Source organism: Microbacterium lushaniae, from assembly GCF_008727775.1.
GTDB classification, from domain to species: domain Bacteria; phylum Actinomycetota; class Actinomycetes; order Actinomycetales; family Microbacteriaceae; genus Microbacterium; species Microbacterium lushaniae.
The window spans coordinates 2102735-2117652 of record NZ_CP044232.1 but is presented as its reverse complement, the minus strand read 5'-3'; the positions used below and the strand labels follow the sequence as shown (position 1 = coordinate 2117652).

The window sequence follows — 14918 nt, the reverse complement described above, 5'->3', positions numbered from 1 at the left end:
CTCACGCGCGTGGCGTGCAGACGGAGCCGGTCTTCTCCAGGATCGGGTTCAGGATCGGTGAGAGCGCACGGAGGGTGTCACCGCTGCGCACGACGTCGTAGTCGAGGTAGACCTCCACCGCGGGGGTGCGTCCGAAGGTCGTGAACCGGTAGTGATCGTCGGCCGCTTCGGATTCGTCGATGAGCCAGTCCACGCCCTCGACCGTTTCGCAGCGCAGGGTCGAGGGGCCGGGTTCTGCCACACCGCACGTGAGGATGATGGCCGTGGGGCTGCCCCACGCGGCGGTGGCCTGCGCATCCGTCCAGCGGCGCTCCTGCCCCGACACCCGGTCGGGGAGACGCACCGAGACCGCGGCGCACGCCGGGTCGCCGGCGTTCTGGGCGGGCTGGAGCGACACCGTCCCCGCGCAGCCGGACAGGGTCGCGGCGGCGAGCAGGGAGAGCGCCGCCGCGGCGAGGAGGCGACGCGGGCGGATCACTCCTCCAGGCTAACCCGCCCGGTAGCGTGGTCGTGTGGGTGAGACAGTGGGCGCGATCGGCGAGGGGGAGATCCTCCGCCGCATCCTGGCCCGGCTCCCGCGCTCGGCGGCCCCCGTCGGCCCCGGTGACGACGCCGCCGTGATCGCGGCTCCCGACGGGCGCGTGGTGGCCACGACCGACACGCTCGTGCATGGTCCGGACTTCCGCCTCGCGTGGTCGTCGCCGTTCGAGCTCGGCTGGAAGGCGGCCGCGGTCAATCTCGCCGACGTCGCCGCCATGGGGGCGCGCCCGACGGCGCTTCTGGTCGCCCTCGCGCTCCCGGATGCCACGCCCGCGGCGTTCGTCGACGGACTCGCCGACGGCCTGGCCGCCGCCTGCGCGGAACTGGCACCCGGATGCGCTGTGGAGGGCGGCGATCTCACGGTGTCCGACACCCTGACGATCGCCGTGACCGCGCTGGGCTCCCTCGACGGGCGCGACCCGGTGCGCCGCAGCGGCGCGCGGCCGGGCGACGAGGTGCGTCTCATCGGCGACCTCGGCGTCGCCGCTCGCGGGCTCGCGGTGCTCTTCGACCGGTTCACCGGGCCCACCGGAGAACCGCTGCCGGTGACCGCGGCAGCGCTGGAGGCCCTTCCACCGCACGAGGCGCACGCCGTCGCACGCCAGCTCGCGCCGTGCCCGCCCATCACGGCGGGAGTGACCGCGGCGATGGCCGGGGCCACCGCGATGATGGACGTCTCGGACGGTCTCGCGCTGGATGCGACCCGACTGGCGCAGGCCTCCGGCGTCACGGTGGAGCTGGACAGCACCACCCTCGGGGCGGATGCGACGGCGGCGCTCACCGGCGGCGAAGACCACGCGCTGCTGGTCACGGCCCGACCGGGTGCGATGTCGCTCGGACGGCGCATCGGCGTCGTCGGGGAGCGCGGTGCGGCTCCGCTGACGGTCGACGGCGTGGAGTACGGACGGCGCGGCGGCTGGGACCCCTACCGCGACTGGGACGCCGGGCGCGGCTGACCCCACCACATGACGGTGTCGCCGTACGCGCGCGTGCGGAGGGCCTCCAGTCCGGCTTCGGCCCACGGCGGTTCGGGCGAGCGGCGCGCCCGCTCGACGATCACCACGGCGTCCTCACTCAGACGTCCGGCCAGCGCCTCCAGAGCGGCGGCCAGATCCGCATCGGGCAGGTCGTAGGGCGGGTCGAGGAAGACGAGGTCGTAAGGGCCCCGGGCGGCGGACCCGAGGAACGTCGTCACGGCGGCGCGGTGCACCCGCAGCGGCGCGGACAGCCGCCCGGACTGTGCGACTCGTGCGGCGTTGCGGCGCAGCACGGATGCGGCCTCCGGAGCCTTCTCCACGAAGTCCACCGCCGCCGCGCCCCGACTGGCCGCCTCCAGTCCCAGCGCGCCGGAGCCGGCGTACAGATCGGCCACCCGTGCGCCGTGCAGGAGGTCCGCCGCATCCAGCGCACCGAACAGCGACTCGCGCACACGGTCGCTCGTGGGCCGTGTGCCGGCGGAGGGGACGGCGATCACCGTGCCGCCTGCGGCCCCGGCGATGATGCGTGTCACCGCATCAGCCTACAAAGAGTGCCGGCCCGCAAAGTCGTGAGCGCGAAATCGGTGTCGTCCGCCATGCCTAGACTCGGATCATGCCCGGCCTCTCCCTCGCCTCGCGCCTGGACGGTGCCGTCGGCGGCAAGACCGCGGGGGCGTTCGAGCGCGCCTTCGGCATGACGACGGTGGGCGATCTGCTGATGCACTATCCGCGCCGGTACGCCAAGCGGGGGGAGCTGACGCCGATCGCATCCCTCCCGCTCGGGGAGCCGGTGACCATCGTCGCGGAAGTCGTCAGCGCCGGTGAGCGCCGCATGCAGAATCGGAAGGGCTCGATCCTCGAGGTGGTCATCAGCGACGGCGACGGCCGGATGACGCTGACGTTCTTCAATCAGACGTGGCGCCTGAAGGACCTGCAGCCGGGGCGACGCGGCATGTTCTCGGGGAAGGTGGGCGAGTACCGCGGCGCGACGCAGCTGACGCATCCCGACTACGAGCTGTTCGAAGACGTCGAGAGCGCACGGATGACGGCGGAAAGCTATGCGCAGCTGCCGATCCCGATCTACCCGGCGACCAGCTCGCTGCCCAGCCCGCTCATCCACAAGACCATCTCCCTCGTTCTGGACGGGCTCGGCGACGTCGAGGATCCGCTGCCGGACGACCTGCGGCGCCGCCACGGACTCCTGGATGCGCGGACGGCGCTCGAGCGCATCCATCGCCCCGAGGTGGAGGAGCAGGTGGGCTCCGCCGTGGCGACGCTGCGCATGCACGAGGCCTTCGTGCTGCAGGCCGCGCTCCTGCAGCAGCGGCAGACCGTGCGGGCGATGTCGGCGCGGCAGCGCCCCGCCGCGCCGGGCGGGCTGCTCGAGCGCTTCGACGCGGCGCTGCCGTTCGAGCGCACGGCCGACCAGGTCGCCGTCGGCGACCGCATCGCCGCTGACCTGGCCGGCGAATGGCCGATGAACCGGCTCGTGCAGGGCGAGGTCGGATCGGGCAAGACGCTGGTGGCCCTGCGCGCGATGCTGCAGGTGGCCGAATCCGGCGGACAGTCCGCGCTGATCGCCCCGACCGAGGTGCTCGCCGCCCAGCACGTGCGTTCGATCGCACGGATGCTGGGACCCCAGCTCGCGCCGGAGCTGATGCCGACGCTGCTGACGGGGCAGCTCCCCGCGGCCGAGCGACGCAGGGCGGCGCTGCGCGTGGCATCGGGTCAGGCCCTCATCGTCGTCGGCACGCATGCGCTGCTGAGCTCGTCGACCACCTTCGCCGATCTGGGACTGGTGGTCGTCGACGAGCAGCACCGGTTCGGCGTCGAGCAGCGCGAGGCACTGCGGGCCAAGGGCACGGCGCCCCACACGCTCGTCCTCACCGCCACCCCGATCCCGCGCACCGTGGCGATGACCGTGTTCGGCGACCTCGACGTCTCCACCATCCGCACCATGCCGGCCGGGCGCGCCGGCATCCAGACGTTCGTCGCACCGGTGGCGGAGAAACCGGCGTGGTTCGCCCGGGTGTGGGACCGCGTCGCGGAGGAGGTCGCCCAGGGCCGCCAGGCGTTCGTGGTCTGTGCGGCGATCGACGCCGAGACCGGCGCGGAGGACGACACCGGCGAGGAGGTCCTCGATGACGCCGGGGAGCCTTCGCGCACGCGGTGGGGCGTGGTGCAGGTCGCCGACGTGCTGTCGCGGCATCCGGCGTTCGCGAGCATCCGCGTGCAGATCCTGCACGGCAAGATGCCCGCCGACGAGAAGGACGCGGTGATGCAGGCCTTCGCTCGCGGAGACATCGACGTGCTCGTGGCCACGACGGTGGTGGAGGTCGGCGTCGACGTGCCCAACGCGTCGACGATGGTCATCCTGGAAGCGGATCGGTTCGGCGTGTCCCAGCTGCACCAGCTGCGCGGTCGCGTCGGCCGCGGGGGAGTGCCGGGGCTGTGCCTGCTGGTCACCGAGGCGAGACCGGGTACGCCGGCTCGCGCCCGCGTGGAAGCGGTCGCCGCCACGCTCGACGGGTTCGAGCTCGCCGAGGTGGACCTGGAGCTGCGCGGCGAGGGGGACGTACTGGGGGCTGCGCAGTCCGGCGCCCGCTCCTCGCTGCGCCTGCTGCGCGTCGTCGCCGACGCCGACCTCATCACGCAGGCGCGGGCGGCGGCCGAAGTCGTCCTCGCGGACGATCCGACCCTCGCCGAGCACCGGGGACTGGCTGCCGCGATCGAACGTCGCGTGAGCGCGGAGGAGCGGGCGGCGCTGGCGAAGGGGTGAGCGCCGCGCCCCGATAGGGTGAGGTCATGAACAGTCGGATCGCCGTGGTGCCGGGGTCGTTCGACCCGCCCACCCTGGGACACCTCGACGTGATCCGCCGGGCCGCCGGGCTGTACGACGAGCTGCACGTCCTCGTGGTGCACAACCCCGGCAAGGAGGCCATGCTTCCGATCGCGCAGCGGCTCGCGCTCCTGGAGCAGTCGGTGGCCGAGAGCGGCATCGACGGCGCGGAGATCGTCGTGGCGTCGTGGACGATGGGGCTGCTCGTGGACTACGCCACCGACGTCGGAGCCGGCGTGCTGGTCAAGGGCATCCGCTCGCAGGTGGATGTCGCCTACGAGACACCCATGGCGATCGTCAATCGGCACCTCGCCCATGTGGAGACGGTCTTCCTGCTGCCCGACCCCGCCCATGCGCTCGTGTCCAGTTCACTCGTGCGCCAGGTGGCGGCTCTGGGCGGCGATGTGTCGCCCTTCGTCCCGCCCGCGGTCGCGCGGTTCCTGGACACCGGCGCCCGCGACTGACGAATCCGCTCCGCTCGTACGCGGGTAGCATTGACGACCGTGAGAAACCGACCTGGACCCTTCTCCGTGGCCGTGCGCGACATCATGCGCCGCCCCGGGGAGATGCGCGAATTCGAGCTGGAGGTCCCTGCACCGGACAAGTGGGGCGAGGGCCTCGTGTCGGTGCCGGGGGGCGAGCCGGTCGACATCGACCTCCGCGTGGAATCCGTCCATGAGGGCATGCTGGTCTCGGGCACGGCCGGCACGACGTACTCCGGCGTGTGCGGACGATGCCTGACCGACATCGCCCAGCCCGTCGAAGTCGAGTTTCAGGAGCTTTTCGCGTATCCTGGGGAAGAAGCGGAGGACTTCGAGGTTCGCGACGACCGTGTGGATCTGGAGATTCTCGTTCGGGACGCGATCGTCCTGTCGCTTCCGTTCCAGCCGGTGTGTCAGCCGGATTGCCCCGGCCTTGATCCGGCTACGGGTGAGCGACTGACCGAGAACATCACGGAGCGGCCGCAGGAATCCGTCGATCCCCGATGGGCCGCCCTGCAGAATTTCACCCCAGAGCCCGACGCCGGCGCACCGCGCCGCGACGTAGAGAACACAGGAAAGAGCTAGACATGGCAGGTAACCCCCCGAAGCGGAAGGTCTCCCGCTCGAACACCCGTTCGCGCCGTGCGCAGTGGAAGGCCGAAGCGCCCACGCTGGTCAAGACGGTCGAGAACGGCAAGGTCGTGTACAGCCGTCCTCACCAGGCGAAGGTGGTCACCGACTCGCAGGGCACCGAGCTGTTCCTGGAGTACAAGGGCCGCAAGGTCGCCGACGTCTGACGTGCCCGAGCGCGAGGCGCTCACCGACGAGCTCGGGGTCGACATCGACCCCGAGCTTCTGTCGCTGGCTCTGACGCACCGTTCGTTCGCGTACGAGAACGGCGGGATCGCGCATAACGAGCGCCTCGAGTTCCTCGGCGACTCCGTGCTCGGGCAAGCCGTGACCGTGCGCCTGTTCACGCAGCATCCCGACCTCGACGAGGGCGAGCTCGCCAAGCGTCGCGCGAGCGTGGTCTCCACCGTCGCCCTCGCAGAGGTCGCACGGACGATCGGCCTCGGCGCGCACCTGCGGCTCGGTCGCGGTGAAGACCTCACGGGCGGGCGCGACAAGGATTCGATCCTGGCCGACACGATGGAGGCCGTCATCGGCGCCACCTATCTCTCGGCCGGTCCGGATGCCGCGACCGCGCTCGTGCTGCGCCTGGTCGAGCCTCTCCTGGCCGATCCCGACCGCTACGGCGCCGCGATGGATCCCAAGACGAGCCTGCAGGAACTGGCTGCGCGTCAGGGACTGCCCGCGCCGGCGTATGAAGTGGACGCACGCGGCCCCGACCACGACCGCCGGTTCACGGCGACGGTGCGGGTGGGGGAGCTGGCCGGCACCGGCGAGGGATCCAGCAAGAAGCAGGCCGAGATGGCCGCGGCGCTGACCGCGTGGCGCCGCCTCAGCACGCATGCCTGAGCTGCCCGAGGTCGAAGTCGTCCGTGGCGGACTGGAGCCCGCCGTCGCCGGCGCCCGCATCAGCGGGGTGACGGTACTGGACGAACGGGCGCTGACCCGTCACCGCGGCAGCGCGTCCGAATTCGAGGCGGCGCTCACCGGCCGGACGATCGAGGGCGCCGCGCGCCGCGGCAAGTTCCTGTGGCTGCCGCTGGCCGGCCAGCCGGAGCAGCCGGAGGCGCTGATGGCACACCTGGGGATGAGCGGGCAGATGCTGCTGCGCTCCCCGGGCGCGCCGACCGAGCGTCACGAGCGCGTGCGTATCGACGTGGATTCGCCGCAGCACGGTGAGCTCGCCGTCGTCTTCGCCGACCAGCGCACGTTCGGCTCCCTCGCCGTCGACGCGCTCGTCCCCACCGCGGACGGCGCTCCGGGCGGCTGGGGAAGCGCTCGTCCGGAGGTGCCCTCGCAGGCCGCGCACATCGCCCGCGACCCGCTGGACCCCGCGTTCGCAGACGCCCGCTTCCGCGACGCGCTGCGAGGCAGGAAGTCCGGCATCAAGCGTGTACTGCTGGATCAGACCACCGTCAGCGGCATCGGAAACATCTACGCCGACGAGGCGCTGTGGGCGGCGCGCCTGCATCCGGCGACTCCCGCGCAGGAGCTGTCGACCCGCGCCGCCCGGCGCCTGCTGGCGGAGGTGCGCGCGGTGCTGGAGAAGGCACTGGCGGAAGGCGGCACGAGCTTCGATGCGCAGTACGTCAACGTCAACGGTCAATCCGGCTACTTCGCCCACTCGCTGAACGCCTACGGCCGCACCGGCCGGCCGTGCCCGCGGTGCGGCCGTCCGATCGTGCGCGTGTCGTTCATGAATCGCTCGAGCCACTACTGCCCGCACTGCCAGCGGGCCCCGCGCGGGGCCTGATCTGCCGGTCCGGAGCCTGACCGGCTGCGCTCCGGTACCCTTGTGTGTAGACCTTGGAAGATCTACGCTTCAAGCGTGTGGAGCGTGGACATCGAGCCCGTTGCCGAATGGCTCGCTTCGCTTGACCAGAAGTCTCGTGAACACGTGGTAGCTGCAATCGAGCTCCTGGAGGAGCAAGGTCCAAACCTGGGCCGGCCCATCGTGGACACGGTGGTCAACTCCAGACACAAGAACATGAAAGAGCTGCGGCCAGGTTCCACAGGTCGATCCGAACTACGGGTGCTTTTCGCCTTCGACACCGAGCGGCAGGCGATCATGCTGGTCGCCGGTGACAAGGCAGGCAACTGGAACCGCTGGTACAAGAAGAACATCCCAAAGGCAGACGACTTGTTCGACGAGCACCTGAGGGACCTGAGGAAGAAGCTGGAAGGAAAGTGAGCGCGATGGCCGTATCGCTGAAGGACTTCGTCGCCGATCACCCCGTCAATCGTGAGCGTGTCGATGCGCACAAGGAGCGGATGCTCTCTGAGGTCCGCGCCTACCGGTTGCGTGAATTGCGCGAGCAGCTGGGACTGACCCAGGCAGAGCTGGCCAAGCGCATCGGCGTCGGCCAGCGTCAGGTTTCGAAGATCGAGCACGGCGACCTCGATAGCGCGAAGGTAGGCACCATCCGTAAGTACCTTGAGGCCGTCGGCGGCGATCTGGTCGTGGAGTACGTCTCCGGCGATCGTCGCCTGCAGGTTGCCTGAGCTCTGAGATCTGGTCTGCGTTCACGCGCTCAGCCCGGCTCAGAGAGGTGTCCACCCGCAGCCCCGGCAGGTTCACTCGCCCGGTGAGAGCACCTTCTTCCAGCCGCCCTCGTAGGCGATCGGGGCGAAGCCGATGGCCTCGTTGATGTCGAGCATGGGCCGGTTCTCCTCCGCGTTGATGGTCACCACGCGAGGCGAGTGGGGTGCGACGCTTCGCCATGCGATCAGGGCTGCGCACTTGACGAGCATCCCCAGCCGGTGGCCGCGGTGCTCGGAGAGGACGAGGGTGTCCTCCTGATGGGTGGCCTGGGTGCCATCGCCCCCGATGACGAGCTCGTTGAACGCGACGATGTCACCGGAGTCGACGTGTTGAGCGGCGGTCACGAGCATCCGGCGACGTGCGTCCAGGTAGAACCGTTCGTGACGGCGCAGGCGATCGGCATCCCACGCCTCCTCGTCGAACTCCAAACCGGCCGCCGGCGCGTCGGTGACCATGCGCGACTTCATCCACGCGTACCCGTCGACGAACTCCGGCGGTGTCGGCAGCTCCCACTGCACGACGCGATAGCCCTCGGCCGCCAGCGTCGCCCGCTGCAGCAACCGGTCGAGGTGGTCGGGCAGGCCGGGATCGGTGAGGTCGAGGGCACCGACCCGCTCCACCTGCTCGAGGGAATGACCGTGCCGCAGGTAGAAGCGGGCCGCATGATCGCGCGGGACGCTGCCGTATCCGGTCGGCGACGGCAGACGGCTCTCGTCAGAGGCGGGATGCTGCGCCCACGACTGCAGCACCGTGCGTCGGTGGGCGCGTGCGGTGTGCTCGACCAACTCGTAGGCCGCACTGCCGATCCCGCGGCCCCACACCGCGCGGCGCAGCTCCACGAGCCAGTAGGCCACGCGGGAGCCCTCCTCCAGCGGGATGTCCACGCCGATCCGGCCGACGATGTCGCCGTCGAGGACGACGGTCCACAGCATCCGGTGTTCGTGCGGCCCGGGCGCGTAGGCGGGGAGCAGCTCGTGCGGGGTGAGGTGGAAGTCGTCGTGTCCGGAGATCTCGGTGGAGACGAGGTTGCGCACGCGCACCATCTCCACGAAATCGCCGGCGTCGTCGGCGTCGGCAGAAGCCGGGAGGGGCAGCGGCCGCAGCTCAAGGCCCGGAGGGGGAGTGCTCATGGGATTCCTTCACGCAGTCGGGGCAGGGCTACCGCGTCGGAGCCGCCGTGCGGCGGCCCCGACGCAGGCATCAGGATCGGGTGGGCAGGAGCGCGGCCATCCGCTGGGCGGTCAGTTCGCGCGCCTCGCGGGCGCGCTGGGCAGAGCGCCGCCGCGAGTGGACGTCGTGACCGGGGGCGGGCTGGATGCTGCGGGTGCCGTGCAGCAGCAGCCACAGGCCCAGGCGCAGTGACAGCCTATCGATCGGCCGCACGGCGTGCGCAAGGGAGCGCAGGTCGTTCAGGACGTCGCGATCGGTGCCGTCGTGTGACCGGGCGAGGTCGAGAGAGGTGTTCATCAGAGGGCTTTCGTGGGTCGAGGAGGTCATCGCCCGATGGGGCGCGAAGGGGCGCGGCGACAAGCGCGCGGGATGCGGGACGGTGCCGCACAGCGGCAGCCGAAGCCGCGGGGGTGGACGGGTCTCCGGCCAGAAGACGGAGTTCTTCCCGGAAGCCGCTCAGCAGGCTGTGGGGGTGGCGCAGAAGGAGACGGTCACAGCGCGGGCCCCGGACGGGGTTCCCATCGGAGTGATGCGAAACGCAATGGGCTGAATCATGGCTGTGACCTCCTCTCGACTTCAGACGCGATCTGAGACGTTAGCGCGCGCGGGCGGCCACGTCAAGCGTTTTCTCAGGAAGCCCCTGCTTCCGGGCGTGTCGGAGCCGGCGGCAGCGCGTCCGCACGGCACGCCGCGCCGGGTTCTCAGACACGTTCGGGTACCGTGAGCCGGTGAGGAACCCGGCCGGGAAGGCGCATCCATGCACCTGAAGAGCGTCACGCTCAAGGGCTTCAAGTCGTTCGCCCAGCCGACGACCTTCGCTCTGGAGCCGGGCGTGACCTGCATCGTCGGGCCCAACGGCTCCGGTAAGTCCAACGTCGTCGACGCGCTCGCGTGGGTCATGGGCGAGCAGGGCGCGAAGACCCTCCGCGGCGGCAAGATGGAGGACGTCATCTTCGCCGGCACCTCCACGCGAGGACCGCTCGGCCGGGCCGAAGTGCAGTTGACCATCGACAACAGCGACGGCGCGCTGCCCATCGAGTACGCCGAGGTCACGATCAGTCGCACGCTGTTCCGCAACGGGGCGAGCGAATACGCGATCAACGGCGAGACCTGCCGCCTCCTGGACGTGCAGGAACTCCTGAGCGACTCCGGCCTCGGCCGCGAGATGCACGTCATCATCGGGCAGGGACGCCTCGACAGCGTGCTGCAGGCCACGCCGGAGGACCGACGCGGGTTCATCGAGGAGGCGGCCGGCATCCTCAAGCACCGTCGCCGCAAGGAGAAGACCCTCCGCAAGCTCGAGGCGATGGAGACGAACCTCACGCGCCTGAGCGATCTGGCCGGCGAGCTGCGCCGCCAGCTGAAGCCTCTCGGGCGCCAGGCGGAGATCGCCCGGGAGGCGGCGACGATCGCCGCTGTCGTCCGAGACGCGAAGGCCCGCCTGTTCGCCGACGAGCTCGTGGCGCTGCGCACGCAGCTGGCCGATCACGCCCGGGCCGAGAACGAGCGGCACACCGAACGGGTCGTGCTCCAGGACCAGGCCGAGAACCTGCGGGTGCGCATCGAGCGGCTCGAGAACGACCAGCGGTCCGAAGCGGTCGACCGTGCGCGGCGGGTGGCGTTCTCGCTGCAGCAGGTGCAGGAGCGGCTGCGCGGACTGTACTCCCTCGCCGGCCAGCGGCTCACCCTCCTCTCGGCGGACGACGACGACCCCGGCGGGTTCTCCGCCACCGTCTCGCGGGGCATGATCGATGACGCCCGCGCCGAGATCGACGAGATCTCCGCGGGGCTGGGAGACGCGCAGGATGCCGCCGCCCAGGCCGCCCGCGCCGTCACCCGCGCCCGCGCCGAACTCGATGCCCTCGACGTGGACATCGCCGCCCAGAGCGCGCTGGTCTCGGAGCACGACATGCGCATCACCGCGCTGCGCGGCACGGCCGAGGCCGCAGCATCCGCCCTGGGGGCCGTGCGATCCGCCGTCGAGCGTCAGCAGCGGGCGCTGGATGCCGCGCTCCTGCGTCGCGCCGAAGCCGAGGCCGAGCGGGAGGGGCTCGAACCCGAGTTCGCGCCCGAGGAGTCGGCCGCCGAGCATTCGGCCGCATACGAACGCGCGCAGCGGGAAGCCCACGAGGCCGAGACGGCCGTGGCGGGGCTGCGCGAACGGCTCCACGCCGCCGAACGCGAGGTGGAGGCGCTCACGGCGCAGACCACCGCGCTGGGCCGCGCATTGGATGTGCGCAACGCCGCCGCCGAGCTCGTGGCCGGGGGAGGAGCCGGCATCCGCGGGCTCGTCAGCGACGCGGTGAAAGTCCGTGCGGGCTTCGAAGCCGCCGTCGCTGCGGCTCTCGGCCCGCTGGCCGAAGGCCTCCTCGTGGAAACGCGCGACAACGCCTTCGCCACGGCGCTCCTCGCGCGCGACGGCGACCTGGGAGTCGTCGACATCCTCACCGCGCAGACCAGCGCCCGCCGCGCCGAGCCGCCCGCGATCGCAGGGGTCGTCGCGGCCGCCGACGTCGTCACCGCCCCCGACGGGGTGAGGGCGCTGCTGTCGTGGGTGCTCGTGGCCGACGATCTGCCTGCCGCCCGCGCCGCCCTCGCCGAGCTCGGGGACGCACCGGCCCCCTTCACGATCGTCACGCGCGCCGGCGAGGTCGTCACGGCCGTGACCGTGCGCGCCGGCTCGGGTGCCGGGCGCTCACGCCTCGAACTGGCCGCCGAGCGCGACGCTGCGGCGGAGCGCCTGACCGAGGTGACCGTCATCGCCGACTCGCTGCGCGAGGCGCTGGTGGATGCGGTGGCCGCGCAGGACTCGGCACGCCAGCGCGCGCGAGAGACGCTGAACGCGCTCCGCGCACAGGACGCCGCCCTCGCCGCCCACGCGGAGAAGGTCAACCGCGCCACCGTCCGCCACGAGGCTGCCGTCGCCGAATGCGAGCGGCTTCAGGCCGGACTCGCCCAGGCGCAGGCCGCCGTGGCCGACGCGGAGGCCGCGGAGCGCGCGGCCGGAGGCGCGCTCGAGCGAGCGCTGGAGGCGCCGCGCCCGATCCTGGATGCCTCAGCCCGCGACGGCCTGCTCGCAGCCCTCGAACAGGCGCGCGACACCGAGATGCGCGCGCGGCTGGACGTCGAGACGCTCCGCGAGCGCGTGCGTGCGGGCGAGGCCCGCGTCATCCAGCTCGAACGCCAGCGCGAACGTGAACGCGCGGCCGCCGAGGAAGCGGCCCGCCGCGCCGTCGTGCGGCGTGCGCAGCGGGAGATCGCCGCCGATGTGGCAGCCCAGCTTCCCGCGCTTCTGGACTCCGTCGACCGCTCGGTCAGTCAGGCGCGCGTGGACCTGGCCGCGGCCGAGTCGGCACGCACGGCGGTGACGGCCGAACTCGCCCAGGCTCGCAGCCAGGAGGCCGCCCTGCGCGATCGCCTGGGCGCGCTCACCGAGAACGTGCACGGCCTCGAGCTGCAGATCCACGAGAAGCGTCTGCACGTGACGAGCCTGCTCGAGCGCGTGCACTCCGAACTGGGCCTCGACGAGGATATTCTCGTTCGGGAATACGGCCCCGACCAGCCGATCCCCTCCGATGCGCCCGCCGCCGAGGGCGAAGACGCGCCGCCGCCGGTCGCGTTCGACCGCGCGGCACAGAAGCGCCGCCTCGCCGACGCCGAGAGAAAGCTCTCCCAGCTCGGGCGCGTGAACCCGCTCGCGTTGGAGGAGTACGCGGCCCTCGAGCAGCGTCACGCGTTCCTCACGGAGCAGCTGGGCGACCTCACGCAGACGCGCAAAGACCTGCTGACCATCATCGACGAGCTCGACGAGCGGATGCAGACCATCTTCGTCGCGGCCTTCGAAGACACCAAGGCCGCGTTCGCGGAGGTGTTCCCCATCCTCTTCCCCGGCGGGACCGGCAGCATCACCCTCACCGACCCGGATTCGCCGCTGACGACCGGGATCGAGGTCTCGGTGCGTCCCGTGGGCAAGAAGATCGAGCGGCTCTCGCTGCTCTCCGGCGGCGAGAGGTCGCTGGCGGCGGTGGCCTTCCTGGTGTCGATCTTCCAAGCCCGGCCGAGCCCCTTCTACATCCTCGACGAGGTGGAGGCCGCCCTCGACGACGCCAACCTCGGCCGGCTCCTCGGCGTCTTCGAGCGCCTGCGCGAGAGCAGCCAGCTCATCGTCATCACCCACCAGAAGCGCACGATGGAGATCGCCGATGCCCTCTACGGCGTCTCGATGCGCCAGGACGGCGTCTCGGCGGTCGTGGGCCAGCGCGTCGGCGACCGCGCGTCGGCCTGACCGCGGCCCGTAGGCTGGAGGCATGGCGGAGAACTCCTGGTCGCTCGGTCGCGCGCTGCGCGGACTGTTCGTCAAGCCCACGATCGACGAGACGACGTGGGAAGCCCTCGAGACGGCGCTGCTCACCGCCGACTTCGGACCCGACATCACCGAGCGCATCGTCGACGAGCTGCGGGAGAAGGTCGAGCGGTTCCACACGACAGACCCGCGTGATCTCCAGCGGATGCTGCGGGAGACCCTGGAGGAGCACTTCGCGAAGTTCGACACGACGCTGCGCCTCACCGAGCGTCCCGCCGTCGTGCTCGTGGTCGGGGTCAACGGCGTGGGCAAGACGACGACCATCGGCAAGTTCGCGAAGTTCCTCCAGCGCTACGGCAGGTCGGTCGTGGTCGGGGCCGCCGACACGTTCCGCGCCGCCGCCGTCGACCAGCTGGCGACGTGGGCCGAACGCGGGGGAGCGGCGATCGTCCGGCCCCAGCACGAGGGTCAGGACCCCGCATCCGTCGCCTTCCAGACCATCGCCTACGCGAAGGAGACCGGCACCGAGATCGTCCTGGTCGACACCGCAGGGCGCCTGCACACCAAGGGCGGGCTCATGGACGAGCTCGGCAAGATCCGCCGCGTGATCGAGAAGCAGGCCCCCATCAGCGAGGTGCTGCTCGTGCTGGATGCCACCACCGGGCAGAACGGCGTCATGCAGGCGCAGGCCTTCCTCGAGCACGCGGGCGTCACCGGGCTGGTCATCACCAAGCTCGACGGGTCCGCCAAGGGCGGGTTCATCCTGGCCGTTCAGGAGCGCACCGGCATCCCGGTGAAACTCCTCGGCCAGGGCGAAGGGATCGGCGACCTCACCGGGTTCACGCCGCATGTCTTCGCCGCGTCGCTCGTGGACTGACCACGGCGACTATCGCAGTACGGAAGGGACTGGTTTCATAGGGCCATGGCGATCGAGCACGACTTCTTCGGACTCCTCGAGTCGGGCCCGGACGGATCCATCTTCTGGTCCGAGAACGTCGAATTGGGCGACCAGACGGTGACGGTCGACCTGACCGCGCCCGATCAGGACGACGTGTCGCAGGGCGCGCTGGATGTTGCGGCGGCGATGGTGTCGTCTCTGGAGGCGATCGACCGCACGGCCCGCAACGCCATGGTGTCCGAGCTCGATGACCGCACGAGCGAGGTGATCGAGTACATCCTCCAGCAGCAGCAGGTGCTGGGCGATGAGCTGGAGGACCTCATGGTCGATGTCTCCGGTGACGTGCACGTGGACGTCATCCGCTCGCTGCAGCTGATGAGCATGACCATCCTCGCCGACGAGCACGGCGGCAGCGAGCCTTTCGCGGTGCTCGAGTACGCGCTCGATCCCGACGCGACCGACGACGTGCTCCTGGTGAACCTCGCCTCCGACGGGCACGTCCAGTCGGTCACCAGCGCCGACTGACGGTGCCTCTGC

General features: G+C 71.2%; 16 protein-coding genes. 12 read left to right on the top strand and 4 right to left on the bottom strand.

Annotation, left to right across the window (positions count from 1 at the left end):
* Position 1: 1 nt before the first annotated feature.
* Positions 2–478 carry a DUF3515 family protein gene (locus F6J85_RS10090; RefSeq protein WP_224793621.1) on the bottom strand — a complete coding sequence of 159 codons (477 nt, stop codon included), beginning with the start codon at positions 476–478 and terminating at the stop codon, positions 2–4.
* A gap of 34 nt (positions 479–512) precedes the next feature.
* On the opposite strand from F6J85_RS10090, the gene thiL reads away from it, so the two are divergent.
* Positions 513–1496 (top strand): thiamine-phosphate kinase, encoded by a 984-nt coding sequence (gene thiL, locus F6J85_RS10085; protein WP_150924868.1) that lies wholly within the window; start codon positions 513–515, stop codon positions 1494–1496.
* Here the strand turns inward: thiL and rsmD are convergent.
* A complete protein-coding gene (gene rsmD, locus F6J85_RS10080) occupies positions 1466–2050 on the bottom strand; it encodes a 16S rRNA (guanine(966)-N(2))-methyltransferase RsmD (RefSeq protein WP_150924867.1) in 585 nt (194 codons plus the stop codon). The genes thiL and rsmD overlap by 31 nt on opposite strands.
* 80 nt (positions 2051–2130) lie before the next feature.
* On the opposite strand from rsmD, the gene F6J85_RS10075 reads away from it, so the two are divergent.
* The 8 genes from F6J85_RS10075 (at position 2131) to F6J85_RS10040 (ending at position 7970) form a co-directional block, all read left to right on the top strand.
* Positions 2131–4296: an ATP-dependent DNA helicase RecG gene (locus F6J85_RS10075; RefSeq protein WP_150924866.1), complete on the top strand. Its 2166-nt coding sequence runs from the start codon at positions 2131–2133 to the stop codon at positions 4294–4296.
* A gap of 26 nt (positions 4297–4322) precedes the next feature.
* Positions 4323–4820 carry a pantetheine-phosphate adenylyltransferase gene (gene coaD / locus F6J85_RS10070; RefSeq protein WP_150921622.1) on the top strand — a complete coding sequence of 166 codons (498 nt, stop codon included), beginning with the start codon at positions 4323–4325 and terminating at the stop codon, positions 4818–4820.
* Between the two features lie 102 nt (positions 4821–4922).
* On the top strand, positions 4923–5423 hold the full coding sequence (locus F6J85_RS10065) for a YceD family protein (protein WP_150927336.1): 501 nt from the start codon (positions 4923–4925) through the stop codon (positions 5421–5423).
* Between the two features lie 2 nt (positions 5424–5425).
* Entirely contained in the window at positions 5426–5635 is a 210-nt protein-coding gene (gene rpmF / locus F6J85_RS10060; protein ID WP_127818873.1) for a 50S ribosomal protein L32, read from the top strand.
* Position 5636: 1 nt separating this feature from the next.
* On the top strand, positions 5637–6317 hold the full coding sequence (gene rnc / locus F6J85_RS10055; protein WP_150921621.1) for a ribonuclease III: 681 nt from the start codon (positions 5637–5639) through the stop codon (positions 6315–6317).
* Complete coding sequence (mutM, locus tag F6J85_RS10050) at positions 6310–7221, top strand: bifunctional DNA-formamidopyrimidine glycosylase/DNA-(apurinic or apyrimidinic site) lyase (RefSeq protein ID WP_150924865.1); 912 nt, start codon at positions 6310–6312, stop codon at positions 7219–7221. The genes rnc and mutM overlap by 8 nt, the downstream gene beginning before the upstream one ends.
* Before the next feature lie 84 nt (positions 7222–7305).
* Positions 7306–7659 (top strand): type II toxin-antitoxin system RelE/ParE family toxin, encoded by a 354-nt coding sequence (locus F6J85_RS10045; RefSeq protein WP_238706914.1) that lies wholly within the window; start codon positions 7306–7308, stop codon positions 7657–7659.
* A gap of 5 nt (positions 7660–7664) precedes the next feature.
* A complete protein-coding gene (locus F6J85_RS10040; protein WP_150924863.1) occupies positions 7665–7970 on the top strand; it encodes a helix-turn-helix domain-containing protein in 306 nt (101 codons plus the stop codon).
* A gap of 72 nt (positions 7971–8042) precedes the next feature.
* Here F6J85_RS10040 and F6J85_RS10035 read toward each other — a convergent pair whose 3' ends face one another.
* Together F6J85_RS10035 and F6J85_RS10030 are read right to left on the bottom strand one after the other, a co-directional pair.
* A complete protein-coding gene (locus F6J85_RS10035) occupies positions 8043–9140 on the bottom strand; it encodes a GNAT family N-acetyltransferase (protein ID WP_150924862.1) in 1098 nt (365 codons plus the stop codon).
* Between the two features lie 70 nt (positions 9141–9210).
* Positions 9211–9477, bottom strand: a complete 267-nt coding sequence (locus F6J85_RS10030) for a hypothetical protein (RefSeq protein WP_150924861.1) — start codon at positions 9475–9477, stop codon at positions 9211–9213.
* 460 nt (positions 9478–9937) lie between these two features.
* Here F6J85_RS10030 and smc point away from each other — a divergent pair, with 460 nt between their 5' ends.
* From smc to F6J85_RS10015, 3 genes are read left to right on the top strand one after another with little or no spacing between them, the layout of a single operon-like run.
* Positions 9938–13465 (top strand): chromosome segregation protein SMC, encoded by a 3528-nt coding sequence (gene smc / locus F6J85_RS10025; protein WP_150924860.1) that lies wholly within the window; start codon positions 9938–9940, stop codon positions 13463–13465.
* A gap of 22 nt (positions 13466–13487) precedes the next feature.
* Entirely contained in the window at positions 13488–14360 is an 873-nt protein-coding gene (gene ftsY, locus F6J85_RS10020) for a signal recognition particle-docking protein FtsY (RefSeq protein WP_150924859.1), read from the top strand.
* Positions 14361–14405: 45 nt separating this feature from the next.
* Positions 14406–14906, top strand: a complete 501-nt coding sequence (locus tag F6J85_RS10015; protein ID WP_150921615.1) for a DUF2004 domain-containing protein — start codon at positions 14406–14408, stop codon at positions 14904–14906.
* The last annotated feature ends 12 nt before the right edge of the window (positions 14907–14918 follow it).